The sequence below is a fragment of the Pseudoalteromonas sp. APC 3355 genome (genome assembly GCF_030407615.1).
Taxonomy (GTDB): Bacteria; Pseudomonadota; Gammaproteobacteria; order Enterobacterales; family Alteromonadaceae; genus Pseudoalteromonas; species Pseudoalteromonas distincta.
Window position 1 is genome coordinate 682,151 of the sequence record NZ_JASDDB010000002.1, and the last position, 23,228, is coordinate 705,378.

Annotated in this window: 21 protein-coding genes and 1 tRNA gene; 8 read left to right on the forward strand and 14 right to left on the reverse strand. The window is 40.2% G+C overall.

What is annotated here, in order from left to right; translation table 11 throughout:
• Positions 1-128: 128 nt before the first annotated feature.
• A tRNA-Asp gene (locus QMA08_RS06275) sits at positions 129-205 on the forward strand.
• 734 nt (positions 206-939) lie between these two features.
• On the opposite strand, the gene fadE is transcribed toward QMA08_RS06275, so the two are convergent.
• Positions 940-3,396, reverse strand: a complete 2,457-nt coding sequence (gene fadE / locus QMA08_RS06280; RefSeq protein ID WP_002960075.1) for an acyl-CoA dehydrogenase FadE — start codon at positions 3,394-3,396, stop codon at positions 940-942.
• Between the two features lie 323 nt (positions 3,397-3,719).
• Here fadE and QMA08_RS06285 point away from each other — a divergent pair, with 323 nt between their 5' ends.
• Complete coding sequence (locus QMA08_RS06285; protein WP_290173967.1) at positions 3,720-4,484, forward strand: class II glutamine amidotransferase; 765 nt, start codon at positions 3,720-3,722, stop codon at positions 4,482-4,484.
• Between the two features lie 48 nt (positions 4,485-4,532).
• On the opposite strand, the gene QMA08_RS06290 is transcribed toward QMA08_RS06285, so the two are convergent.
• The 5 genes from QMA08_RS06290 to cmoA all read right to left on the reverse strand — a co-directional run bounded on the left by QMA08_RS06290 (position 4,533) and on the right by cmoA (position 8,880).
• Complete coding sequence (locus QMA08_RS06290; protein WP_290173984.1) at positions 4,533-5,267, reverse strand: DUF3108 domain-containing protein; 735 nt, start codon at positions 5,265-5,267, stop codon at positions 4,533-4,535.
• 16 nt (positions 5,268-5,283) lie between these two features.
• The gene (gene purN / locus QMA08_RS06295) at positions 5,284-5,931 is read right to left on the reverse strand and encodes a phosphoribosylglycinamide formyltransferase (protein ID WP_002959994.1); all 648 of its coding nucleotides are present in this window, start codon (positions 5,929-5,931) and stop codon (positions 5,284-5,286) included.
• On the reverse strand, positions 5,931-6,983 hold the full coding sequence (purM, locus tag QMA08_RS06300) for a phosphoribosylformylglycinamidine cyclo-ligase (RefSeq protein WP_002959993.1): 1,053 nt from the start codon (positions 6,981-6,983) through the stop codon (positions 5,931-5,933). The genes purN and purM overlap by 1 nt, the downstream gene beginning before the upstream one ends.
• A 190-nt stretch (positions 6,984-7,173) precedes the next feature.
• Positions 7,174-8,142 (reverse strand): tRNA 5-methoxyuridine(34)/uridine 5-oxyacetic acid(34) synthase CmoB, encoded by a 969-nt coding sequence (gene cmoB / locus QMA08_RS06305; RefSeq protein ID WP_039488533.1) that lies wholly within the window; start codon positions 8,140-8,142, stop codon positions 7,174-7,176.
• Between the two features lie 12 nt (positions 8,143-8,154).
• Positions 8,155-8,880, reverse strand: coding sequence for a carboxy-S-adenosyl-L-methionine synthase CmoA (gene cmoA / locus QMA08_RS06310; protein WP_007378000.1), 726 nt, complete (start codon positions 8,878-8,880; stop codon positions 8,155-8,157).
• Between the two features lie 116 nt (positions 8,881-8,996).
• Between cmoA and QMA08_RS06315 the strand changes: the two genes are divergently transcribed.
• Positions 8,997-9,683 carry a DUF3334 family protein gene (locus QMA08_RS06315; RefSeq protein ID WP_193226706.1) on the forward strand — a complete coding sequence of 229 codons (687 nt, stop codon included), beginning with the start codon at positions 8,997-8,999 and terminating at the stop codon, positions 9,681-9,683.
• A 152-nt stretch (positions 9,684-9,835) separates the two neighbouring features.
• On the opposite strand, the gene QMA08_RS06320 is transcribed toward QMA08_RS06315, so the two are convergent.
• The 6 genes from QMA08_RS06320 to QMA08_RS06345 form a co-directional block, all read right to left on the reverse strand.
• The gene (locus QMA08_RS06320) at positions 9,836-10,513 is read right to left on the reverse strand and encodes a response regulator (protein ID WP_188162305.1); all 678 of its coding nucleotides are present in this window, start codon (positions 10,511-10,513) and stop codon (positions 9,836-9,838) included.
• Between the two features lie 4 nt (positions 10,514-10,517).
• Positions 10,518-11,894 (reverse strand): ATP-binding protein, encoded by a 1,377-nt coding sequence (locus QMA08_RS06325; RefSeq protein ID WP_290173968.1) that lies wholly within the window; start codon positions 11,892-11,894, stop codon positions 10,518-10,520.
• Between the two features lie 203 nt (positions 11,895-12,097).
• Positions 12,098-12,607: a hypothetical protein gene (locus tag QMA08_RS06330; protein ID WP_188162307.1), complete on the reverse strand. Its 510-nt coding sequence runs from the start codon at positions 12,605-12,607 to the stop codon at positions 12,098-12,100.
• A 37-nt stretch (positions 12,608-12,644) separates the two neighbouring features.
• Entirely contained in the window at positions 12,645-14,828 is a 2,184-nt protein-coding gene (locus QMA08_RS06335) for a YHYH protein (RefSeq protein WP_290173969.1), read from the reverse strand.
• Positions 14,829-15,048: 220 nt separating this feature from the next.
• On the reverse strand, positions 15,049-15,549 hold the full coding sequence (locus QMA08_RS06340) for a YgjP-like metallopeptidase domain-containing protein (RefSeq protein ID WP_290173970.1): 501 nt from the start codon (positions 15,547-15,549) through the stop codon (positions 15,049-15,051).
• A gap of 24 nt (positions 15,550-15,573) precedes the next feature.
• Complete coding sequence (locus QMA08_RS06345; RefSeq protein ID WP_290173985.1) at positions 15,574-16,416, reverse strand: DUF72 domain-containing protein; 843 nt, start codon at positions 16,414-16,416, stop codon at positions 15,574-15,576.
• A 249-nt stretch (positions 16,417-16,665) separates the two neighbouring features.
• On the opposite strand from QMA08_RS06345, the gene aspS reads away from it, so the two are divergent.
• The 3 genes from aspS (at position 16,666) to QMA08_RS06360 (ending at position 19,405) form a co-directional block, all read left to right on the forward strand.
• Positions 16,666-18,444, forward strand: a complete 1,779-nt coding sequence (gene aspS, locus QMA08_RS06350; protein WP_182675658.1) for an aspartate--tRNA ligase — start codon at positions 16,666-16,668, stop codon at positions 18,442-18,444.
• Between the two features lie 119 nt (positions 18,445-18,563).
• Positions 18,564-18,794 (forward strand): hypothetical protein, encoded by a 231-nt coding sequence (locus QMA08_RS06355; RefSeq protein WP_002959972.1) that lies wholly within the window; start codon positions 18,564-18,566, stop codon positions 18,792-18,794.
• 14 nt (positions 18,795-18,808) lie between these two features.
• Entirely contained in the window at positions 18,809-19,405 is a 597-nt protein-coding gene (locus QMA08_RS06360; RefSeq protein ID WP_290173971.1) for a pentapeptide repeat-containing protein, read from the forward strand.
• 72 nt (positions 19,406-19,477) lie between these two features.
• Here QMA08_RS06360 and QMA08_RS06365 read toward each other — a convergent pair whose 3' ends face one another.
• Entirely contained in the window at positions 19,478-19,801 is a 324-nt protein-coding gene (locus QMA08_RS06365) for a hypothetical protein (protein WP_290173972.1), read from the reverse strand.
• A gap of 129 nt (positions 19,802-19,930) precedes the next feature.
• Here QMA08_RS06365 and QMA08_RS06370 point away from each other — a divergent pair, with 129 nt between their 5' ends.
• Positions 19,931-20,683 (forward strand): alpha/beta hydrolase, encoded by a 753-nt coding sequence (locus QMA08_RS06370; RefSeq protein ID WP_290173973.1) that lies wholly within the window; start codon positions 19,931-19,933, stop codon positions 20,681-20,683.
• A 58-nt stretch (positions 20,684-20,741) separates the two neighbouring features.
• Here the strand turns inward: QMA08_RS06370 and QMA08_RS06375 are convergent, their stop codons facing one another.
• A complete protein-coding gene (locus QMA08_RS06375) occupies positions 20,742-21,944 on the reverse strand; it encodes a bifunctional alpha/beta hydrolase/OsmC family protein (protein WP_033040721.1) in 1,203 nt (400 codons plus the stop codon).
• A gap of 267 nt (positions 21,945-22,211) precedes the next feature.
• Between QMA08_RS06375 and QMA08_RS06380 the strand changes: the two genes are divergently transcribed.
• Positions 22,212-23,051 carry an isopenicillin N synthase family oxygenase gene (locus QMA08_RS06380; protein ID WP_197102624.1) on the forward strand — a complete coding sequence of 280 codons (840 nt, stop codon included), beginning with the start codon at positions 22,212-22,214 and terminating at the stop codon, positions 23,049-23,051.
• Positions 23,052-23,228: the final 177 nt, after the last annotated feature.

Here is a 23,228-nt window from a genome sequence, read left to right on the forward strand (position 1 = left end):
GTGGTAGTTCAGTTGGTTAGAATACCGGCCTGTCACGCCGGGGGTCGCGGGTTCGAGTCCCGTCCACTCCGCCATTTGATATCATGATTAAAATTAGTAAGTGCATTACCCCATGCACATACCACTGCGGAGTGGTAGTTCAGTTGGTTAGAATACCGGCCTGTCACGCCGGGGGTCGCGGGTTCGAGTCCCGTCCACTCCGCCACTTGTTATTTCCTCAATAACAAGCTTATAAAATCCTTGATTAAATAATTTAGTAAAACATTCTTTGGCTATCAGCTATCAGCTATCAGCTATCAGCTATCAGCTATCAGCTATCAGCTATTAGCTATCAAACACATTCCTTGCACGAACCTGCTAATATTCCTTATTATCCGTATCAATACCTATATCAATCTGCCGATGCTCTGGGTAAATGCTTATGCATTGCGCTGTATCTCTCTTCTCGTAACTTTTACCGCAGTTAGCTTAACGCCAGGTTTAACCCCAATTCGCTTAATTAAGTAATCTATTTTGATGTAAGAAAAGCATGTCGATAATAAGGAATAATTCGTTATTTAGTTGTTTTCGGCAAATGATCCTGCATTGCTCTATCTCCTGCATCCATGCAGTCGTATACCAGAGATTTTTAACACTGCTAGGCAGGCTCTAAGTATTATTGCTAATTGGTATAGTCATTAACTTAATAGTGTTGTACTTGTAGAGCTCTTGAGAGGGTTTAAGTTTTTACAGGAGTATAGAGATGAATTAAGGGTATTTAATCAATACAGAGCTTTTAGGGTTGGTTAGATGTCAGAGCTGCCTGTTATACCAAACTGTATAATTATTTAAACAATCTAACGAATTAAACTACTCCATCACGTTGTTAAAACTTTTTATTGTGCACAAAAAAGCCAGCATGTTATATGCTGGCTTTTGGTCTGTAAATGCTTAGCTTAGTTAAGCTGCATCAGCTTCTTTTTTAACGCTATTACGCGCGGCTTTGCCTGCAAGTAAGTCAGCAGGGTCAAAGTCGTCAACGTTAATAACATCTAAACGAGATTGCTCAACAGCAGCTAGTTTATCAGCCTCTGCTTGGCTTAATATGCCTGCTTCAAGCCCCATTTGCGCTACCTTATCAAGCTGGAAGAATGGCAGTTTAAGGCCTTTCTCTTTACATACTCTTTCGAATAATGGCTCAACGTCTAGGATGTCTTTAAGCGTTTGCTCTTGACGGCCCACAAGGTTAAGCGGCTCATTTTTTAAGTATACGTAGCTTGCTAAACGGTTACGCGTTTCACTAGGTACTTGTAGTAGTTGCGCTAGTTTATGCTCAAGTTGGTCAGTTGGTTTACGAACAGGGCGACCAAACGGGAATAACAATACTTTTAACACGGCACGCAGTGGAGCCGAAGGCATGTTATTAATTAAATCAGCAAGTGCACGTTGGCAATGGTAAAGGTGATCTTGGCAACTCCATTTTACTAGAGCAAAATCTTCTTTTTTACGGCCTTCGTCGTTGTAACGCTTAAGCGTTGCAGACACTAAATATAAGTAACTAAGTAAGTCACCTAAACGTGCTGAAATACGTTCTTTACGTTTTAGTGAACCACCAAATACTGCCATGCTAATGTCTGACATAAGAGCAAGTGATGCACTAAAGCGTGACGCTATACGGTAAAATTCAGCAGTTTCGTCGTTGTATGGCACACTTGTAAAACGAGCGCCGGTAAGTGCAAGCCACTTAGTACGTACAAGGTTCGACATAGTAAAACCAATATGACCCATTAGCGCTTTATCAAATACGTTAAGCGCTTCTTCGCGGTCTTCAATTTCGCACGCACCTAGCTCGGTAAGTACAAATGGATGACAGCGAATTGCACCTTGACCATAAATAATCATATTACGGGTCAAGATGTTTGCACCTTCAACGGTAATGGCAATAGGTGCACCTTGGTAGCCACGACCTAAATAGTTATTTGGCCCAAGCATGATGCCCTTACCGCCAAGTACATCCATTGCATGAATAGTTGCATCACGCATTTGCTCTGTAAGGTGGTATTTAATAATGGCAGAAACTACCGATGGCTTTTCGCCTAAATCAACCGCACCCGTAGACATACTAACCGCAGCATCAGAGCTGTAAGCGTAACCAGCAAGTTTTGCTAGTGACTCTTCAACACCTTCCATTTTACCAATAGGTAAACGGAACTGACGACGAATACGGCTATACGCACCCGTTGCAACGGCAATCATTTTAATGCCACCGGCAGAATTTGACGGCAATGTAATTGCACGACCAACCGATAAACACTCAACCAGCATGCGCCAGCCTTGACCAGCCATATCTGGACCACCAATAATATAATCAAGTGGTACGAAAATATCTTTACCGCGAGTAGGACCATTTTGAAATGGTACGTTTAGCGGGAAATGTCGACGACCAATTTCAACTCCAGGAGTGTCCGTTGGAATAAGTGCACAGGTGATGCCTGGCTCTTTATTGTCGCCAATTAGCCCATCAGGATCTTGTAACTTAAACGCAAGACCAAGTACGGTAGCCACTGGGGCAAGTGTAATGTAACGCTTATTCCACGTTAAACTAACACCCACAACTTCCTCACCATTCCATTGCCCTTTACATACCACACCGTAGTCTGGAATTGAGCTTGCATCAGAACCCGCTTCTGGCGAAGTTAATGCAAAACATGGAATTTCTTGACCGCTCGCTAGGCGCGGTAAGTAATGATCTTTTTGCTCTTTTGTACCATAGTGCTGTAATAATTCACCTGGGCCTAAAGAGTTTGGTACACCAACAATTGACGAAAGTAATGTTGATTTACTTGTTAGTTTTTGAAGTACACAAGACTGTGCAAATGCAGAAAACTCTAAACCGCCATATTCTTTTTTGATGATCATGGCAAAGAATTTATTATCTTTTAGATATTGCCATACATCTTGAGGAAGGTCGGTTAGTTCGTGCGTTGCTTCCCAATCGTCCAACATGCTACATACTACTTCAACAGGGCCATCAACAAAGGCTTGCTCTTCAATAGTAAGTTTAGGAACTGGGTATTGGTGAAGTTTTTTCCAATCTGGGTTACCGCAAAATAAGTCAGCTTCCCACCACGTCGTACCGGCATCAATAGCTGATTTTTCAGTATCAGACATGCTTGGCGTTACTTTTTTAAACGTAGCAAAAATAGGCTTGATGATATATTGCTGACGAAGGCCAGTAACAGAAAGAGGAACCGCGATGATCAAAAAGATCAACCAGCTAATTAAACCAAAAGCACCCGCAAAGGTACCAATTAATAAAGTTATAGCCGAAACACCAAGTGCTGTGTTCCAACTTGCTCTGTGGTAAACCGCAGTGCAAAGCAACGCGATTAGAACCAGTGTAAATATGAGTGTCATTTTTATTCCTTAATAGAGGTCAGACCACCTCACTTAGAGTAGCGCTAGTAACAGTAATTTTCAAGTACATAACGATGTTAAATTGTAGTAGAAAGTAACTTAAATACGATATTTAATTACCCGACAGAGGAACACTCAATAACTATCGTATAGTCAAAGCATTAGCCGTAAGTAGTGTTAACGTAAAAATAAATAAATCTAATAGCAAAATGACACTTTTTAAGTAAGTATAGCCGTTATAGCGGGCTGCAATTTAGTGTACGCTTAATACACAAATATTCGCTATTTATTTTAATGTATGGTTTTTAAGGGTTATTTTATTAATGTGTGAATTACTTGGCATGTCAGCCAATGTGCCTACCGATATTTGTTTTAGTTTTTCAGGCCTTTTAGAGCGTGGTGGTAATACAGGTCCTCATAAAGATGGTTGGGGTATTACATTTTACGAAGGTAAAGGCTGTAGAACCTTTAAAGATCCTGAGCCGAGTTATCAATCTGAAATTGCAAAGCTCGTTAAAGCATACCCCATTAAAAGTGTCTCGGTTATTAGCCATATTCGCCAAGGTAATCGCGGGCGAGTATGCCTTGAAAATACTCATCCTTTTACGCGAGAGTTATGGGGGCGTGAAATTACTTACGCTCATAACGGGCAGCTATCTAATTATCATGATTTAAAACCGCAGTACTATCGCCCAGTGGGTAACACCGATAGCGAACTCGCTTTTTGTTGGTTGCTTGATAAAATTCGCGAAAAATACCCAAAGCGTCCAAGTAATATGGCGTCGGTTTTTAGATACGCGGCTAAGCTTTCGCAAACTCTGCGTGAAAAAGGGGTGTTTAATATGTTATTGACCGATGGGGTGTTTGTTTTAGCGTATTGCACTAATAACTTATACTACATAACGCGCCGTGCGCCATTTGGTAAGGCAACGTTGATTGATGCCGACATGGTGGTTGATTTTCAACAAGAGACCACACCAAACGATGTAGTAACAGTTATAGCTACAAGGCCTTTGACGAATGATGAGCGCTGGCAAAAAATGGAGCCTGGGGAATTTGCATTGTTTAAAATGGGTGAGCTAATTTAGCCCACCTATTTTAAATACTAACTTAACTTAACTTTGGTTTAATTAAATTTAGTTAGCTTCTTGAGGTTGCTCTGCTGTTGCAGGCGCAACAGCTGTAGGCGCAGTAACAGTAAATGAATTCATTTGAACTTCAAACTGCTCCATACCTTTTTCGCCTTTCCACATACGTACCAGCATGTAATCCATTTCTGGCGCAAACCATGCAATTGCTTGGCGTTTATCGTTATCGTATAAACGCTTCACTTTAATGGCTTCTACATTACCGATAGGTAAGGAGATCATCTCTTTTTCAACAACTTCAAAGTTGTAGTCGCGGCGGTTACCTTTTTTGTCTATGAGCGGGAATGAAAAGCTTGTTTCGCCTTTTTTCAATCCTTCGCGCACTTGCACTTGGTACGAAATAGCATCCTGAAATTCATCAGTCCATTCGCATTTAAGTGGGTATTCACTAGCGCTGCTAGTCACTACTTTGTTTGTTGTATCAAAATCAATTTTGTAATCTTTATCTGGGCCTGTACCGGTACGAATCATGTTGTAATGATGCGGGGTAACCTTGCCATCTTTAAAGGTAAACTCTGATGTTTCTTCACGAGAGTCAGAGAAAATCATCCACTCAATATTGCTGTGGTATGTAAGTTCATAAGTATCGTCGCCCGTTTTTTTGAGCTCACGAACAGCCTCACCATGATTTTTACCTTTGCGTAAAATATCGTAATTAGCTTGATACTGGGTCAATTCGCCTGCAATTAGGCTAGTTGGAAGTAAAGCGCCCGCACATAACAACAGGGCACTTATTTTTTTATTGTGGGTAGTGCGCGCCGTGTGCAGGAAGTTGTTTTTTGTCAAGAACTGCATAATCTGCTTCCATAGTAAGTCTGTGTTCACTGAACCACTTGACCACCAAAGGATAAATTATATGCTCTTGCTCATGCACGCGTTTTGCTAATGTTTCTGCTGTATCATCCTTGAGTACAGGTATTTGCGCCTGAAGAATAACGGGACCGCCGTCTAATTCTTCAGTAACAAAGTGAACACTTACGCCATGAACATCGTCTTTTGCATCAATTGCTCTTTGGTGGGTATTCAGCCCCTGATACTTAGGCAACAAAGATGGATGAATGTTCAACATTTTTCCAACATATTTTTGCACTAAGCCAGGAGTAAGAATACGCATAAACCCAGCTAATACAACTAGATTTGGCATAAAAGAGTCGATAACGTTCATTAATTGTGCATCGTATGCTTCGCGCGAGTCAAAATCTTTATGACTGAGCACTTTTGTAGCAATACCTGCTTGTTTTGCACGCTCTAGGCCATAAGCGTCTGCTTTATTACTAATAACAGCCGCTATATGTCCGTTTATCTCGCCACGTTCGCAGGCATCTATGATGGCTTGTAAATTAGAGCCACTACCTGAGATTAAAACTACCAGACGAGTCGGTGCCATTACTTAGCACCACCTACAATTTCAACTTGCTCTTCGCCAGCTGCTGCATCTTGAATTTCACCAAGGTGCCATGCATTTTCGCCCAAGTCTTTTAGCATTGTTAAGCTTTGCTCAAGTTTGTCTGCAGGGACTACTAAAACCATGCCTACACCACAGTTAAATGTACGGTACATTTCGTGTGTAGTAATGTTGCCGTTTTCTTGTAACCAATTAAAAATTGGTGGCCACTGCCAGCTATCACCTTTAACTACAGCTTTTGCCGAAGCGGGTAATACGCGTGGAATGTTTTCCCAAAAACCGCCGCCAGTAATATGCGAAAGCGCATGTACGTCAACGTTTTTGAATAACTCAAGTAAAGGTTTTACGTAAATACGCGTAGGCTCAAGTAGAGTTTCGCCTAATGTTTTACCTTCAAAGTCAGCGCTGGTATCAGCTTTTGACACTTCAAGTACTTTACGAATTAAAGAGAAGCCATTTGAATGAGGACCACTTGAAGCAAGTGCAATAAGCTGATCGCCTGCTGCTACTTTTGTGCCATCAATAATTTTTGATTTTTCTACAACGCCTGTACAAAAGCCTGCCATGTCGTAGTCTTCACCATCATACATACCTGGCATTTCAGCTGTTTCGCCACCAATTAGGGCACAACCTGAAATTTCACAACCTTTGCCAATACCTGTAACTACGTCAGCTGCTGTGTCTACATCTAGTTTACCAGTTGCATAGTAATCTAGAAAAAACAGGGGTTCAGCACCTTGAACAATTAAGTCGTTTACACACATTGCAACTAAATCAATACCAACCGTATCGTGTTTTTTTAAGTCGATTGCTAAACGTAGTTTAGTACCAACGCCATCTGTGCCTGCAACTAATACTGGTTGCTTGTAGCCTTCAGGAATTTCGCAAAGTGCGCCAAAACCACCAATTCCGCCCATTACTTCAGGACGACGAGTTTTTTTAACTACGCCTTTAATACGCTCAACAAGTGCATTACCAGCGTCGATATCTACGCCCGCGTCTTTATAGCTTAGAGACTGTTTTTGTTCGCTCACAGGTTTTCCTCAAAATAGTTGTTTTGGGTTGCTTAGAAACGCGCGTATTTTACAACAATTGCAAGGTCGCGGCTAGCTCAAATGTAATTTTGAAATAATTAACAAGGACACTTGTCCGCTGTTTGTTGTTTAAATAAACAAAAAAACGCCCGTAGGCGTTTTTTTAGTATTAAAGGCGTTAAATTAACAGCTATGCTTTTGCGGTTAATATGGCTCGAAGTGGAGCGGGGTAGCCTTCAATTGTTTTACTTGTATCGTTTGGATCTAAAAAGTCGATTAACGATTCGTTTTCCATCCAGTCGGTTTTGCGTTGCTCTTCAAGCGTGGTAATAGCGCAATCTTTTATTTGCACATCTTTAAAGCCAACGCGTTCCATCCACAGTTTTAATGCTGCAGTACTTGGAATAAACCAAACGTTGCGCATTTTAGCGTAGCGGTCGGTAGGGACTAATACCGTGTTTTCGTCGCCTTCAATTACTAGGGTTTCAAGTACGAGTTCGCCGCCTGGGCGAAGCTGCGCTTTTAACTGCGCTAAAAAGTCGATAGGTGAGCGACGATGATAAAGTACACCCATCGAAAAAACAGTATCAAACGCTTTAAGCTCGGGTAATGCTTCTACGCCTAGTGGCAGTAAATGTACGTTTTCGTCTGGGTTGTAGTGTTTAATTGCCTGAAACTGACATAAAAATAAATCAGATGGATCAATACCCACGACAAACTCTGCGCCTTCACCGCGCATACGCCATAAATGATACCCTGAGCCGCAACCAATATCTAAAACAGTGCGACCTTTTAATGGCTCAATATGAGGAAGGAGTCTGTCCCACTTCCAATCACTGCGCCACTCTGTATCTATTTCAATACCGTGCACACTAAATGGGCCTTTGCGCCATGGCATCATGCGTTTTAATAAATGCATGGCTTGCTTTTGCTCGCCATCACTCATCTCTCCTGGCGCGCCAATTTCTACCTTTGTAGAAATATCAACATGGGAAGTTGCCACCTCAGGCAAGTTTTTAAGTACTTTTTGCCATTTAGGCAAATCACCATGGCTAGCCTCGTTTTGCCAATGTTTTAATTGAGCAGGGAGGGTTTCTAGCCAGTGACTAAGTGGGCTTTGTGCGATAGCTGCGTAAAATTGGTTAAACCATTGAGACATGGATGACTCTCTTTATTTAATTGCTACCATTGAGCAAAAATTAAAACATTGATACCACACTTGAGTTTGGCTAAAACCAATATCCTGTAAGCGAGTAAAGTGAGCGCTTAGTGTATCTGGGCGCATAACGTTTTCGATGGCGGTACGTTTTTGGCTTATTTCAAGCTCAGAGTAGCCATTGTGACGTTTAAAGTCGTGGTGCAAATCAATCAATAAATTGTCGCATTGCTCGTTTTCGGCTTTAATTTTTTCGCTTAGCAGCAATACACCACCAGGTTTTAAATTAGCGTATATTTTTTCAAGTACGGCTTGGCGCTGTGCGTGTGGAATAAATTGCAGTGTAAAGTTCATTGCTACTACTGAGGCGTTTTGAATCTCAAGCTCGTTAATATCGCCCAAAGTAACAGTAACCGGCACATCTGATTTAAAACCTTGTAAATGTACCTTACAACGCTCAACCATAGCTTGAGAGTTATCTACCGCTATTATATGGCAGTTATCGGTGCGAATATTACGGCGCATGCTAAGCGTGACTGCGCCAAGAGAGCAGCCTAAATCATAAAGATTTGAGTTACTTTGTGCGTATTCACCCGCAAGTTTACCCATAGTGCTTACAATGGTGGCATACCCAGGCACAGAGCGCTGGATCATATCTGGAAAAACTTCGACTACATTTTGGTCAAAGCTAAAATCTTTTACTTGTTGCTCAGAGGCATAAATACTGTCTTTTATGGTCACGAAGGCAGTCTCTTTGTAAATAATGGCGCTATTTTAACATTTTATACTGGATAGTCAGTGATAAATTCAGTAGCTTGACTAGAATTATGAATAATAAGTACAAAAGAGAAGATTAAATGAGCAAAAGTAAGGTCATCAGCACAGACGATATATTAGCAACCCTTTGTCATTCAGTGACAGGTGTACTCACATCAGCCAGCGGCAATGGTATTAGCTACTCAGCCATGGTGCAAAAAATAACACGTACATGTATGCGACCAGATATTGGTTGTTTTGTTTTATTTGACGGCGGTTTTACAGGGCTCGTAATTACCAACTTTACCTCGCAAGCGGCGATGGAAATTTATGGCGATTACATGCGCAACATGGGGATGCCAGAAGATGAAATAGCGCATAGCCATTTATCAGACGACGTATCAAACGTACTAGGCGAGTTGATGAATCAAATTGTTGGCGACTTTACGTCTAAAGTGCGTGAGCAATTGCATACCTCTATTACGCAAAACCAGCCAAAAATGATGGCAATAAATAAGCAAGTTCAAATATCGGTAGATACCACAATGGATCGCCCGCAAGCCCGCCGCGTAACATTCACCACAAGTAAGCAAAATATTTTTTACTTGGAATTAGCGATGGATAAAACAGAGTTCATTAAATTACATGACTTTGATATTGCAGAAGCTCTAGACCCAGATGACATAATTGAAAACGAAGCACGTAAAAAAGCGGACAAAGAAAAATCATCTAAAGTAGTAGAACAAGATGATGGCGATGATGATTTTATGGCAGGCCTAGGGCTTTAAGTCTATTTACGTAGGTTGGGTTGAGAGAAACGAAACCCAACGACTGCTCAGCTATTAATCTTTAGTTATGAGTGTTCAGGTTAGTGATTAAAATAAAAGCGCGATTTATATCGCGCTTTTGCGTCATGTTAGCTTTATTTGAATAAGTAAACCTACTCTTTAAACTTATATCCCACACTATAAACCGCTGCTATTGGGTTTAGCCCTGCTTGAATGTCGTTAATCTTTTTTCGTATATTTTTAATATGTGTATCTATGTTGCGATCGGATATGTCGGTTGTATCGCTGTATACGTTATTAATAATATCTTCGCGGGTAAAAACACGCCCTACGTGGCTTATAAATAATAAAAATATTTTAAACTCGACGGCGGTAAAGCCAATGCTTTTGCCGTTTAGGCGTGCTTCGTAATCGTCTTTATGTAATTGAAAATTATTATGATTGATGATGTTGGTTTTAGGCTGGCTGGTCCTTCTTAGTACGGCTTTTATGCGTGCTATAACTTCTTTGGGGCTGAAGGGTTTGCATATGTAGTCATCGGCGCCGATCTCTAAACCCTGCAAGCGGTCTATTTCTTCACTTTTTGCGGTAAGCATAATAATAGGCACACTTGAAAAGGCTCTTATTTGCTTACATAGCTCTATGCCATCAACATCTGGCAGCATTAAATCAAGAAGTATTAAATCTACTGCGTTTTGTTTTACAAAACTAACTACACCTTTGCCACTATTAAAGTGCTCAGTTTCGTAATTTTGTTGCTTAGCATAGGCAATAAGTACCTCTGCAATGTTTTCTTCGTCTTCAACGATAAGTATTTTTTGTGATGCCATTATTTTAACCTAAAAGTGTCAGCGTTATTTTAACTTCTAGCCCACCGAGTGGTGAGTTGTGCAACGATATTTGACCGCCATGTGCTTCTACTATTTGTTTGCAAAGTGCAAGCCCTAAGCCCGAGCCGCCGTGCTCTCGGCTTCGAGATTTTTCAACGCGATAAAAACGCTCAAACAATTTTTGTAAGTCGTTTGGTAAAACACTTGGGGCTGAGTCTTGTAAAATAAGCTCAATGTTATTGTGCGTTTTGTTGGCAAGTATTATTACTTGCCCACCTTTATGCGTGTATCTGCAGGTATTTTCTAACAGGTTTGAAAATAATTGTATAAGGCGTTCTTTATCACCATTTATTATACATTTACCGGCTTTGGCTAAGCTTTTGCTATCTACATTTAATTCACGCTCTTTAAAGCGAGCGGTGTAGTTTTCAATTGATTGCTCAAAAATGTTTATTAAATCAATGTGTGCATTGTTATAGGTTAAATTAACGCTATCTGTTTGTGCTAGTTGGGCTAGGTCGTCAACAATGTGGCTTAAGTTATCTACTTGGTTTATGAGTAAATTAATGCGCTTTGTGTCGGCTGTAAATACACCATCTTGCACAGCTAACAAGTGCGATCGTAGTACGGTAAGCGGGGTTCTTAATTCGTGGGATGTGTCTGACACCCATTGAAACCGCATTTGTTGGTTTTGCTCAAGCGTGTGGGCTAAGGCATTAAAGTTGTTGGATAGGGTACCTAGCTCATCTTTACTAGAGGGAATTATTCTGCTAGCAAAATTTCCTTTTGTTAACTCATCTGTGCCAGTCACTATTTGCTTTATTGGTTTTATTAAATGGCGAGATAACACAATAGCCATAATAAATGCGAGCGCAATAACGAGTAACGTGATCATAAAATAGTTATGAAATTGCGCTGCTAAAAACGCTTTAGCTGGGCTACTTTGCACAAGTTTTGAAGGTACTAAACCTATCCAGCCTATAACGTTATTGTTTAATAAAATTGGCTCTATATGTGGGTTGTCGTTTAAATTCGCTCTACCAACAACAACTTTTTTATTTTGATCATATAAACTTATACGTTGCCCTGTTTTAAGGGAACCCGCAGGTAAGTGTACCCACAATAAAGAGGGCGTTGCTTTACTGCTATTTGGTTTGGGTGGGGTGCTTGTGTGTTTATTAGTTTTAGGTTCACCTGGCTTTTTTTGCGGCTCTACAATAGAGCGCCATAATTGCGTGTTTTGCGTAATAGGTTGCCAACTGCCTAATTCGCTATAAAGCTCAATAAGTTGCTGCTTAACCATTGCGACATGCTTTGTTTCTTCTTGTTCAACAAAGTCGTTAAACCCTGACGAAAAGGTCATGTATATAAACACAAACATAAGCCCAACAAGGGCGATATTAGTGATAAAAAAAGCTAAAAAGAATTTATGTATTAATTTCACTGATTGGCAAATAGTAAAAATCATGTGTTAATGTACCAAGCAGTATTGCATATTGATTATGTGCCTACAATTAGCGTATTTGGGGAGTTGCTTACTAAAATCCTTTTTAAGTAAGCTTTTTAGATATGTTGATATTTGGACTAGAACTTTATTTTTGCGGTATCGCCAGCACCCAGTAACTTATATTGTGGTTTTACAAAGCTTGCGTGTACTGCACCTAAACTTTTAGGGAACGATATGGCAAGCTCATCTACTGTTGTAAATGTGTGCTTCGCTTGAAAAACAATTTCTAGGTCGTGCGCTTCGTTGTTGTTGCTGGTGGTAAAAGCGACGCGTTCAAACACGATAACCTGCTGATTTACACGTAAGCTCGTTTTTTGTTTAAGTGCATTTTTTACAAACTCTTCCTGTTGCTCTGCACTTAAGTTTGTAGGCATAAGCTTATCAATATCGCCCATAAGCCATGCTTGCTCGCTTTGCAGCGCTGAAATTAAATGCTCAGCATTAGTTAATACTTTAACCTCAACTTGCCCGTCTCTTAAAATTACTTGGGCTGTTGTGTTTTTTAATACATGGGCGCTCACTTGAGCGCTCATACTTGTTAAAATACACGCTAGCATTAGCCATTTTGATTTTTTTAAAAAATACATAATTACTACCTTTTATTGAGGCGGTTGACCTTTTTGTTTATTGAGGTTGCTCAATAATTGCTTTACAAATAAGGGTGTTGTCGGTTTCTAAGTCTTCGCCCCATATGAATTTTGCGTTTTCATCCCAGTTAATGTCGTCGTAACCGTCTTTTGGTCCTACATCGGCAAAGTTGTGCTCTACTGCATTAGCCCAATTGGTATCGTCAAAGTTACTTTGCAGCCAGTTAGTTGGTGCTTCTTTTGACATAAACGTACAAACGTCTTCGCCCGCAACTGGGTTTGATTCGCTTTCGCATAATTTGTTGAGCGGCGCTTTGTGAAGTATTTCGCATTTAAAGCTTTTATCGCTTACGGCAACTACTTTATTTGTATCGGTGTCGGTAAGCTGCATAATAAAACCGCCATCACCCATTTGCTGATTTTTAGCGCCGATGTATTCAAGCCCAGTGTCGTTTTGCTTAAAGTCTTTAATTATTAAATTAAGCTCAATAGGGTAGTTTGCAGAAAACGTAATACTTTCGGCATTAAATGAACGCTCTGTGGTTATAGGCACAGAATCTTCAACAAGTAACTGCTCGCCTATGTAGGCTGTAAACCAGTTATCAGCCCATGCTTCTAGCTTTAAGTTATGCTTGCCCGTAATGGCAGGATTTGTATTTTGCTTAGTGACTGTTGGAGTAAGGTGATTTGGTTGCGGACCTCTACAAAATGTACCTGTTTGAACTTTGCCACCATTACTGATGGTTTTTTGTTTAAAGCTATAGCAGTCTTTTCCCTGTGATGCAGGGCTGTAGGTAGTAAAGTAGTTTTCACCTTTGTATGAGTAGCTCATTGTACGGCTGCCGTTTTCAGAGATTGTGTGCGTTAGGTTTTCAACGCCTCCTTGTGGCGGGCGCAAATCGGCTCTTATACCTTGAGTATCGCCACTAAGTGGTGCAACTCTTGGTAATTTAGCTGTATCTACTTCACCTACTAAGCACTGAATAATATACGGCGGCGTAGCTGATGTTTGGTAGCGATAGCCAAATGTGTCGTCGGTTTGCCCGTTACATACATCAAGGTCACCTTTGGCAATTGCACTGCCGTCTGGGTTTTTACTGCCATACAGCGGGTAACCATCGTAAGCCCAACCAATAATGGCATCGCTTGATTGGTTTTTCATTGTGTCAATCATACACGTTGGCGATACATGATAATGGTAGTCATCACCTCGTCCTGCGTGTCCGCCACATATATCTAATTGTCCGAGTGCTAAAGTGTCGTGTTTTTCATCGTAGCTATTTACGTCCAACTCACCTTGCGAAGAATAGTCGTATATTGGTACGCCGTTAACGGCAACACCTACGGCTGCATCAATTGTTGTTATTGTTTTTGCTTTTTTAGGATTTAGCTTTATAGGTGCTACGTAGTCTTTAGCTGGAACAGGTATTTGCTCGTTAGTACCTGTAATACCAGTCATTACTTCATGATCAGGATAAGTAGATGAGGCAATATAAGCATATTGTTCATCGCACGTAACAGATACGCTTTGATCAAACCCTGCATTACTTACTGATTGTGTAATAGCATCGCAACGAGGTGATTTTACGTTAGCGGTTAAATATGATTTATCAGGCTTTGGTTGCTCATTTGGTTTTGGTCTTGTATTAGGTTTGTGTTCGGCGCTACTGGCGCTTCGCGAGTATTTAACCGTCATACTTGCAGTATCGAGCGTAATATCTTTTACAGCAGCGAGTAATGCTGAGCGATCTACTTTTGTATCGCTATTAAAGGTAACCGGTGCAGATAACGCGTACACAGTATAAGTATAGCTTTTTTCACCCGGACCTTTAGAGCAAGGCGGCGCATATTGGTTTAAATCGTTTACGCTATTAGAGCCTACTTCACCGAGAGTTTCGCCCGCTTTAATTCGTGTTTTATCGGCGGCAATATTGTACATGGTCCAATACCAATGCATTCCCTCTGGCGCTTTATGATCCATAATTAATGCATAATATTTGGTTGCCTTAGGTGCTCCACTCCAGTTAAGTGGCGGGCTAATGCTTTGCCCATCGCATGTATAAGTAATAGGCAAATTACCGCCATCACTTACTTTTGAGCTGGTTAGAGTAAAATCATTGAGGTTTGATTGTTCAAGTGATTGGCTGTTTTGCTCGTTGCAGGCACTTAAGGTTAAGCAGCACAGTGCACTGAGTAAAATGGCATGGGTATTTTTCATCATTTAAAAACTCCAAAGATTAAATTAACTTTTAAGAGTGTAGTTCTCAAATGTAGGGCAATTATGTAGTTTTAAACTTTTTTATTTTATTAAGGACGAGGCGTTAAGTTGTGAGCTGCTTACTTGGATAAGAGAAGATATTGGGTATGAGCGTTTGGTTATGAAAGGAAATATTAACTTAAGCATGGCTTTATTTTCACTCAGTTAAATAACGCTAAAATCCTTATTTAAAATAAGGATTTTCTCCCATTGCGACTACCACACAAAAAATTCTTAAATCTAACTCTAGCTGGTGGTAACTCGGCTCCATATGGCAGCAAAGTTGATAAAAACCTTTGTTGTGGTCTTTTTCTTTAAAGTGGGCGAGCTCATGTACCACTAACGCTTTTAATAACGGCTCGGGAGCGCGGAGCAAGTCGCTGTTTATCGCTAAATCGTGTTTACGGGTTTTACCTTGCATTCGATACGTATGTGTACCGAGTGCATTGGTGACCATATCGCCTTGCTTTTTAAACGCCGCACGGCCAAATGGTGGCGCATTTTTTAAATATTGTTTTTTAAGCTCGGTTGCATAGCTATAAAGTAGTTTATCGCTGGTAATAGTGTGTGCTTGCTGATACTTTTTAAGTAAGTAGTCACATACCTTTTTGTTATTTATAAGGCTTAATACTTGCTCAACAATGTTAGCTGGGTAGCCGGTAAAGTAACGTGCGTATTCACTCATTATTATTTCTCTGTCGTTTTACTTTTAAAAAAGTGCTGGCTGGTGGGCTTCTTTTTCGCCAGTAAATGGGTTTAATGCTTTGTGATCATAACCAAGGTCTTTACAAAACTGCCTTGCTAATAATGGCGCTTCTCGGTTATCTGCCGTATGAAAAAACACATAAGGCGTTTTTCCTTCATCAAGCCATTGTTTTACTTTACTCAGCCACGGTTTATAAAAGGGTTTATAGTCGTTTTGTAAATCGGCGATAACAAAGCGCGCCATGGGCTCTGAGCCAGTAGCTATTGCATGTACCGGTAAATGCGGCTTTTTTTGCTGTGCATCTATTAGCGCTTCGGTTGTTGGTTTTACCGCAAATAGGGCGCGAGTATCCATCGATATACGATTTATGTTGTTTGCCATTAATAATTGGTTAAGCGCTATTTCGGCTTCACCCTTTTGAAAAAAAGCAGTATGACGTACCTCTACACCGTAATTAACCTCTTTTGGTAACAGGCTAATAAATTGGGCTAGCTTGGGTAAGTCACCAGGGCCAAATGCTTTAGGTAATTGCAGCATGATTTGCCCGGTTTTTTCTAAAATAGGGGAGAACAAGTTAAGCCAATCAGTAAGCTCGGTTTGAACATTAGTAAGATGCAGCTCGTGGCTAAAGCGACGATTAAACGTAAATTTAAAATCATCGGGTACGCTGTTTGCCCAGCGCAATACGGTACTTGGCGAAGGGTCGGCGTAAAAGCTGGTATTGCCTTCAACTGAGTTAAAATGTTGGGCGTATTGGCTAAGCATATCGGCGTTTTTACATTGGCTTGAAAATAAATTGCCTTTCCATGCGTTGCTCGACCACTGAGGGCATCCAATATATAACATATAAATGGCTGATAAATTACTTCGTGGCGCAAGTGTACCAAATACATGCGGTGGTTGCTGCAAATTAACATTACAAAGCTAAACACACGCCCTAGCATCTTAATGTTAGTTGAGTATAATGCAGGGCTTCATTTGATTATTTTTAGATTGCTAGCGGCTTTATTTGTATTGTGGTGACCTGTTTTTTAAATCACACGCCTTAAAACAAATAAATATAACCGTTTAAGCCTTTTATCTGACAGGAAAACTATGCGCTCTATATATTGCGGACAGCTAAATAAAACTCACGTAGATCAAGAAGTTGAACTATGTGGCTGGATCAACAAACGACGTGACCTTGGTGGACTTATCTTTGTCGATTTACGCGATAGAGAAGGTTTAGTACAAGTTGTATTCGACTCTGACATTGAAGAGTTAATGAGTTCAGCTAACACACTTCGCCAAGAATTTTGTGTTCAGCTAAAAGGTACTGTACGTGCACGCCCTGATAGCCAAGTAAATAAAGATATGGCAACAGGTGAAATTGAAGTTTTAGGTACTGAGCTTACAATTATTAACCGCTCTGAACCGCTTCCACTTGATTTTAACCAAGTAAACTCAGAAGAGCGTCGTTTAAAATACCGCTACTTAGACCTACGTCGTCTAGAAATGAGTGACCGTATTAAATTACGTGCTAAAGCAAGCAGCTTTGTTCGTCGCTTTTTAGATGAAAACGGCTTTTTAGACATCGAAACACCTGTACTTACTAAAGCAACGCCAGAAGGCGCACGCGATTACTTAGTGCCAAGCCGCGTTCATAAAGGTAGTTTTTACGCTTTACCACAGTCTCCACAGTTATTTAAGCAATTGTTGATGATGTCGGGTTTTGACCGTTACTACCAAATTGTTAAATGTTTCCGTGATGAAGATTTACGTGCCGATCGTCAACCAGAATTTACCCAAATAGATATAGAAACCTCGTTCATGAGCTCTGATCAAGTACGTGGTATGACTGAAAAAATGATCCGCGAGATGTGGCAAACATTGTTAAACGTTGATTTAGGCGATTTTCCAATCATGCCTTACAGCGAGGCAATGAGCCTTTACGGTTCTGATAAGCCAGATTTACGTAACCCAATGAAGTTAGTTGATGTTGCAGATTTAGTTAAAGACGTAGAGTTTAATGTTTTCTCAGGTCCAGCTAACGACGAAAAAGGTCGCGTTGCTGTATTAACTGTACCGGGTGGCGCTAAGCTTTCTCGTAAACAGCTTGACGATTACACTAAGTTTATTGGTATTTACGGCGCTAAAGGCATGGCGTGGATGAAAGTAAACGACCACACTGCGGGCGCTGAAGGCGTTCAATCACCAGTGGCTAAGTTTTTAAGCGAAGACGTAATCACAAAATTACTTGAGCGTACTAATGCTCAGTCTGGCGATATTATTTTATTCGGTGCCGATAAGCGTAACACAGTAAACGAAGCAATGGGCGCACTGCGCGTTAAGATTGGTGTTGACTTAGAAATCACTAACCTTAATAGTTGGGCACCACTTTGGGTTGTAGACTTCCCAATGTTTGAAGAAGATGACGAGGGCACATTACATGCTGTGCATCATCCATTCACTGCACCAAAAGATATTACTGCAAGTGAGCTTGAAGCAAACCCTGCTGCGGCTATTTCAGATGCCTACGACATGGTATTGAACGGCTACGAAGTGGGTGGCGGTTCGGTACGTATTCATAATGCAGATATGCAAGAAACTGCATTTAGAATTTTAGGTATTAACGAGCAAGAGCAACAAGACAAGTTTGGCTTTTTACTTGATGCACTTAAATACGGCACACCACCACATGCTGGTTTAGCATTTGGTCTTGACCGTTTAGCAATGCTTTTATGTGGTACCGATAACATTCGTGACGTTATTGCTTTCCCTAAAACAACACAAGCGTCGTGTTTATTAACTAACGCGCCTAGTAAGCCTAATATGGATTCGTTAGCTGAGCTTGCAATTAGTGTTGTGGAAAAAGCGATACCTAGCGAAGAGTAATTTTTATTTAGCTTATTGAGCTAAATTTAAAAACCCTTAAGTTATATGCTTAAGGGTTTTTTTGTGGTTAAATTTGCAGCAGAGTGTATTTTAACCGAACAGACGAAAAAGGAATTATTATGTCGATCAATGCAACCTTATTTGGTGAGTTCTTAGTTTTTTTTATTGTGCTGAGTATTCCTATTTTTGCTGTAATTAGCTACAAAATAGGTAAGCGTAAAAGTACTATGCCTGGGGTTTTAGCTTTTGTGGGTGGCTGTTTAGCGCTATTTCCACTATTTGCTTTGATTTTTATTGCAGTGCTTGCGCTTAAAAAAGATTTACCTAAAAATAGCGTCTATGCCCATTAAAAACTAGGTTAATAGTGTCAATTTCAAATAATAATCACTACTTCGACGAGCAATTTAATGCTTTGCTGCACGAAGAGCAACTAACTGAAAATTCTGAGTTTGAAGAGTGCACATTTACCGATTGCGACTTTTCAGGCGGGCAGTTTAAAAATTGCCGATTTATAGAATGCAGTTTTAAAAACTGTAATTTATCGTCACTTAAATGGAACTACAGCTCGCTTGAAGATGTAAGTTTTAGCCACTGTAAATTAAATAGTCTGCAATGGACTGACGTAGATTGGCCAGCGCTTAGTATTAACGCACCGGTGAGTTTTAATTATTGCGAGCTCAGTAATAGTTCTTTTTTTGAATTAACCCTCAAAGCCCTCAAACTAACACACTGCTTTGCCAAAAATGTTGATTTTAGACATGCTGATTTAAGCGGTAGTGAATTTACAGGAACAGATTTTCGCGATAGTGAGTTTTTTCAAACTAACTTAACAAAATGTGATTTTGTAGGTGCGACAGCGTTTAATATAGATTTGAATAATAATATTTTAGCGAATGCTAAGTTTGATCGCTTCGAAGCACTAAACTTGCTTACCAGCCTTAATATAGAACTATGTGATTAATTTAGTTTAATATGATTACATATCTAGAAGCGGCAGCTTGGCTGGGCTTCTAGATACTGCGTGACTGCGTAATTAACGGCTTGGGCCATTTTTATTACGTGCACTGGCAAGCTGTCTTGCGATTTCTAATAACGCAGGTGAAATATCTTCAGCGCCATCTTTAATTAGTTTTGTAACGTCACCTGACGAAAACAAACCGTCACGTGGTGATTTAATACCTAACTCACGAACAAAATCCTTCGTTTTACCTGTGCTGCCTGTTTCAATAAACTTAAAAATAATACGTTCATTGTTGTTTTTAGCAGGGATTTTTAGTGTTTCGATTTCGTCATGTATTGCAGTTAGTTTGTCTTCTAAAATTTCTATACGTTCTTGAATGCTATTGTATGATTTCATTTATTGGATCTTTTACTAAATATATTTAAACAATGGCGGCTATTATCGCATAGTTTGACAATAGAGAATGCAAACCTATAAAGTAAAAATTATTTTTAATTAAAAACAATAATTTATATAAGTTTACATATGCAAAAAACACTTAAAAAGCTTTTTATATTAAGCGCACTAGCTCTAAGTACATCAGTAATAGGCGCAACAAGCTATGCAAACGATGGTGTTATAACTGATGAAAGCCGTAATCGCACTATTCCTATCAATATCACACTACCAAGTAACAATGCTAAGTGCACTGAACAAGTAAAATGCCCTGTAGCGTTTATTAACGCAGGTTACGGGATTAGCCATAACGGGTATACGTTTGCCAGTAATGCGTTTAGTCAGCGCGGATACTTAACAGTAGCAGTTGCACATGAATTAAAAACCGACCCTGACCTTAATCGTGAGCAGCCTTACTTAACAACTCGCATGAAAAACTGGCATCGTGGCGTAGTAACGCTTAAGTTTTTAGTTAATGAGCTAGCGAGTAAATACCCAGCGTACGACTTTACAAAACTCACCTTATTTGGGCATTCTAATGGCGGTGATATTTCCGCATTATATGGCTCTATTTATCCAAACGAAGTTAGCACTATTATTACGCTCGATCATCGTCGCATGTTGATCCCACGCAATAAAAATATACGCGTACTTACACTTCGCGGTAGTGATTACCCAGCTGATGCAAATGTGCTGTTAAACGATTCAGAGCTGAATAAGTTTCCCGTTACGCAAATAATGATAGAAAAATCGCGTCATAACGATATGTACGATGGCGGGCCAAAATGGCTGGTGGATAGAATGAGTAAAGAAGTAGAGGGATTTTTAGATAGTAAAAGTTAGGTATATAAAAGTTAAATCATAGCGCAGTGTTACCTGCGCTATATTAATTTTACGGCAGTTATTCTACCAGTTCACTAACAATAACAGGGTTATTATGTAGTGTTTTATGCACTGGGCATTTGTCGGCTATTTCGAGTAAACGCTGACGCTCTGGCTCTGTTAAGTCGCCACGTAAGGTGATTTTACGGGTAATTGCTTCAAGGTTACCTGTTTGCTCACAATCGTCGCAATCTTTGTTGTAATCGCGAGTGTGATCAAGCTCTACTTTTACATGCTCCAGTGGTAAGTTTTTACGTGTAGCGTACATACGCAGTGTCATGGCCGTACAGGCACCAAGCCCCGCTAATAAGTGATGATACGGATCGGGGCCTAAGTTTTTACCGCCTACTTTAATTGGCTCATCTGCAAGCCAAGTATGATCTTTTGTACTTACGTGCTGAGTAAATACATGGTCTTTTTCTTCAACAAGTACATTACCACCCGTTAAACTTGCCGTGTATTTAGTTTTGTCGTACTTAACATAACGGTTTGCCCACGTTGCAATTATTTGTGCAGCGTAGTCGGCATCGTTTTTATTTGTTAAAAGGTGATCGGCGTTATCTAGGCTAATAAAGCTTTTAGGATGCTTAGCTGATGCATAAATTTTTTCAGCTTCACTAATATTTACAGTCGCATCAATAGGGGAGTGCATTACTAATAATGCGCGCTTAAGTTTACTTATGTGGCTTTTATCGTACTTGGCTATATCGTCAATAAATTGCTTTTTAATGGTAAATTCACGACCAGCTAAGTTAACTTTAGCTTCACCTGCTGCGTTAATTTCATCAAGATGTGCTTCAAAGTTATGCGCTACGTGCTGCGCATCTGACGGTGCGCCAATGGTTGTAATAGCCGATACTTCAGGAATATGCTCAGCAGCAGCAAGTACCGCAGCGCCGCCTAAACTGTGGCCAATGAGTAGTTGCGGCGGAGCAAAATGTTCACGTAAATGATTTGCCGCAGATACTAAATCTTGAATGTTTGATGAAAAGTTACTGTTAGCAAAATCACCATCACTATTACCTAAACCGGTAAAGTCGAAACGTAGTACGGCGATACCTTGTTGTGTGAGTGCACGGCTAATCCGTGTAGCTGCTGCAATGTCTTTACCGCATGTAAAGCAGTGTGCGAATAGCGCGTAAAACTTAACGTCACCAGAGGGAAGTTCAAGTTGGCCGGCAAGTTCTAAATCGCCGCTTTTAAAAGATACTTTTTGTCGCATGGGGAGCCTTATTTACACAAATAAAATATATTCTAATAGTAGACCAGAGATAGTTACTAAACCTTGCAAATTCAACGTTTTTTTATAAGTTGATCTTGATCAAGCAAAGTGACGGTGACCATGTCTTGAGGACATATGTCCTTATGTTTTTGAGGTCATTTGTCTATCCTCACACAGCGCTATAATGAAGGCTTTGCTACTTTATATAAGTAATTTAGCACTATTAAAAGCAACTCACTTCACACAACCTATTCACTGGAACGTACAATGCAATTACCTACTGTTGATTATAAAGCTCCCGATGCGGCTGCACAATTTGTTGAATCGTTAAGAAATACTGGATTTGGCGTTTTAAAAAACCACCCAATCCCACAGTCTTTAGTTGAGTCTATTTACAAAAATTGGCAAGACTTTTTTAACTCAGAGCAAAAGCACGACTTTTTATTCTCTAAAGAAACTCAAGACGGTTACTTTCCGCCTTCAGTATCAGAAGTAGCGAAAGGCTTTACAATAAAAGACATTAAAGAGTACTTTCATGTGTACCCTAAAGGTCGCGTTCCTGCCCAGCTTGAAGCTGATGTACGTCAATACTACCGTTTAGCAAGTGAATTTGCTGGCACATTGTTAAGCTGGGTTCAGGCTGAAGCACCAGCTGATGTACGTGCTAAGTTTTCAATTGATTTAAAAGACATGATTGCCGATTCTGAGCAAACATTGTTACGTATCCTACATTATCCACCAATGACGGGTGATGAAGAGCCTGGTGCTATTCGCGCAGCAGCCCATGGCGATATTAATTTATTGACTGTATTACCAGCTTCTAATGAGCCTGGTTTACAAGTTCAAAAAACAGATGGCGGTTGGTTAGACGTGCCATGTGATTTTGGCAGCTTAATTATTAATATCGGCGACATGCTACAAGAAGCGTCGGGCGGGTATTTCCCATCGACAATTCACCGTGTAATTAACCCAACGGGTAAAGCATCTACTAAATCGCGTATTTCATTACCGTTATTTTTACACCCGCATCCAGATGTTGTGCTTTCAGAGCGCTACACGGCAGATAGCTACTTGCAAGAACGTTTGCGTGAGTTAGGTGTTAAGTAACTCTAATACTTAGAGTAATTAAGTATAAACAAAAAACGGCCTATGGCCGTTTTTTGCATTTTTAAGCAACTTAATCACAGGTTTAATTTTAATAAACTATGCTCAATTGCCTGCAACGTAAATAATGGCATGCATTCTTAGCTACTACAGGTATAATGCGCGCAACTGGCTAATGTA

What these genes read in the sequence shown, in the direction of transcription:
- QMA08_RS06315 (WP_193226706.1), top strand. Translation starts at nt 8,997, where the DNA reads ATGAGCAAAAGTAAGGTCATCAGCACAGACGATATATTAGCAACCCTT.
- QMA08_RS06335 (WP_290173969.1), bottom strand. Translation starts at nt 14,828, where the DNA reads ATGATGAAAAATACCCATGCCATTTTACTCAGTGCACTGTGCTGCTTA.
- QMA08_RS06365 (WP_290173972.1), bottom strand. Translation starts at nt 19,801, where the DNA reads ATGAAATCATACAATAGCATTCAAGAACGTATAGAAATTTTAGAAGAC.
- QMA08_RS06285 (WP_290173967.1), top strand. Translation starts at nt 3,720, where the DNA reads ATGTGTGAATTACTTGGCATGTCAGCCAATGTGCCTACCGATATTTGT.
- QMA08_RS06370 (WP_290173973.1), top strand. Translation starts at nt 19,931, where the DNA reads ATGCAAAAAACACTTAAAAAGCTTTTTATATTAAGCGCACTAGCTCTA.
- cmoB (WP_039488533.1), bottom strand. Translation starts at nt 8,142, where the DNA reads ATGTCTCAATGGTTTAACCAATTTTACGCAGCTATCGCACAAAGCCCA.
- QMA08_RS06325 (WP_290173968.1), bottom strand. Translation starts at nt 11,894, where the DNA reads ATGTTTGTGTTTATATACATGACCTTTTCGTCAGGGTTTAACGACTTT.
- QMA08_RS06330 (WP_188162307.1), bottom strand. Translation starts at nt 12,607, where the DNA reads ATGTATTTTTTAAAAAAATCAAAATGGCTAATGCTAGCGTGTATTTTA.
- QMA08_RS06340 (WP_290173970.1), bottom strand. Translation starts at nt 15,549, where the DNA reads ATGAGTGAATACGCACGTTACTTTACCGGCTACCCAGCTAACATTGTT.
- QMA08_RS06375 (WP_033040721.1), bottom strand. Translation starts at nt 21,944, where the DNA reads ATGCGACAAAAAGTATCTTTTAAAAGCGGCGATTTAGAACTTGCCGGC.
- aspS (WP_182675658.1), top strand. Translation starts at nt 16,666, where the DNA reads ATGCGCTCTATATATTGCGGACAGCTAAATAAAACTCACGTAGATCAA.
- QMA08_RS06320 (WP_188162305.1), bottom strand. Translation starts at nt 10,513, where the DNA reads ATGGCATCACAAAAAATACTTATCGTTGAAGACGAAGAAAACATTGCA.
- fadE (WP_002960075.1), bottom strand. Translation starts at nt 3,396, where the DNA reads ATGACACTCATATTTACACTGGTTCTAATCGCGTTGCTTTGCACTGCG.
- QMA08_RS06355 (WP_002959972.1), top strand. Translation starts at nt 18,564, where the DNA reads ATGTCGATCAATGCAACCTTATTTGGTGAGTTCTTAGTTTTTTTTATT.
- QMA08_RS06380 (WP_197102624.1), top strand. Translation starts at nt 22,212, where the DNA reads ATGCAATTACCTACTGTTGATTATAAAGCTCCCGATGCGGCTGCACAA.
- purN (WP_002959994.1), bottom strand. Translation starts at nt 5,931, where the DNA reads ATGGCACCGACTCGTCTGGTAGTTTTAATCTCAGGTAGTGGCTCTAAT.
- QMA08_RS06345 (WP_290173985.1), bottom strand. Translation starts at nt 16,416, where the DNA reads ATGTTATATATTGGATGCCCTCAGTGGTCGAGCAACGCATGGAAAGGC.